A 1,140-nucleotide genomic window follows, 5' to 3' on the forward strand; every position below is an offset into this window, starting at 1 on the left:
GGAGTTCGGTGACGGCGACGGCGTTCACCGAGTTGGTGTGGCCGGTGAGGGTGGCGGTCGGGGTGTTGGTAGTCAGGTCCCAGACCTTTACGGTTCCGTCGTTGCTGGTGGTGATGGCGTGGGGTCGTCCGTGGAGTTCGGTGACGGCGACGGCGTTCACCGAGTTGGTGTGGCCGGTGAGGGTGGCGGTCGGGGTGTTGGTAGTCAGGTCCCAGACCTTTACGGTTCCGTCGTCGCTGGTGGTGATGGCGTGGGGTCGTCCGTGGAGTTCGGTGACGGCGACGGCGTTCACCCAGTCGGTGTGGCCGGTGAGGGTGGTGTGGTGGGTGCTGGTGGTGAGGTCCCAGACCCGGGCGGTGTTGTCCCAGCTGGTGGTGATGGCGTGGGGTCGTCCGTCGAGTTCGGCGACAGCCACGGCCCTCACCCAGCTGGTGTGGCCGGTGAGGGTGGTGTGGTGGGTGCTGGTGGTGAGGTCCCAGACCCGGGCGGTGCGGTCGTAGCTGGTGGTGATGGCGTGGGGTCGTCCGTCGAGTTCGGCGACAGCCACGGCCCTCACCCAGTCGGTGTGGCCGGTGAGGGTGGTGTGGTGGGTGCTGGTGGTGAGGTCCCAGACCCGGGCGGTGCGGTCGTAGCTGGTGGTGATGGCGTGGGGTCGTCCGTGGAGTTCGGTGACGGCGACGGCGTTCACCCGGTTGGTGTGGCCGGTGAGGGTGGTGTGGTGGGTGCTGGTGGTGAGGTCCCAGACCTTCACGGTTTCGTCGTTGCTGGTGGTGATGGCGTGGGGTCGTCCGTGGAGTTCGGCGACGGCGATGCCGGTCACCCTGCTGGTGTGGCCGGTGAGGGTGGTGGTCGGGGAGTTGGTGGTGAGGTCCCAGACCTTCATGGTTTCGTCGTTGCTGGTGGTGATGGCGTGGGGTCGTCCGTGGAGTTCGGTGACGGCGACGGCGTTCACCGCGCGGTTGTGGCCGGTGAGGGTGGCGGTGTGGGTGTTGGAGGTGAGGTCCCAGACCTTTACGGTTCCGTCGTTGCTGGTGGTGATGGCGTGGGGTCGTCCGTGGAGTTCGGTGACGGCGATGGCGTTCACCCAGCTGGTGTGGCCGGTGAGGGTGGCGGTGTGGGTGTTGGAGGTGAGGTCCCAGA

Annotated in this window: 1 protein-coding gene; it reads right to left on the reverse strand. The window is 67.4% G+C overall.

Annotated elements, in window-relative coordinates:
* Positions 1 to 1,140: WD40 repeat domain-containing protein (locus tag ABTZ17_RS36835; protein WP_502994992.1), on the reverse strand; the 1,140-nt coding region annotated here is incomplete at both ends.

This window comes from Streptomyces sp. NPDC097619, assembly GCF_040302735.1.
Classification (GTDB): Bacteria; Actinomycetota; Actinomycetes; order Streptomycetales; family Streptomycetaceae; genus Streptomyces.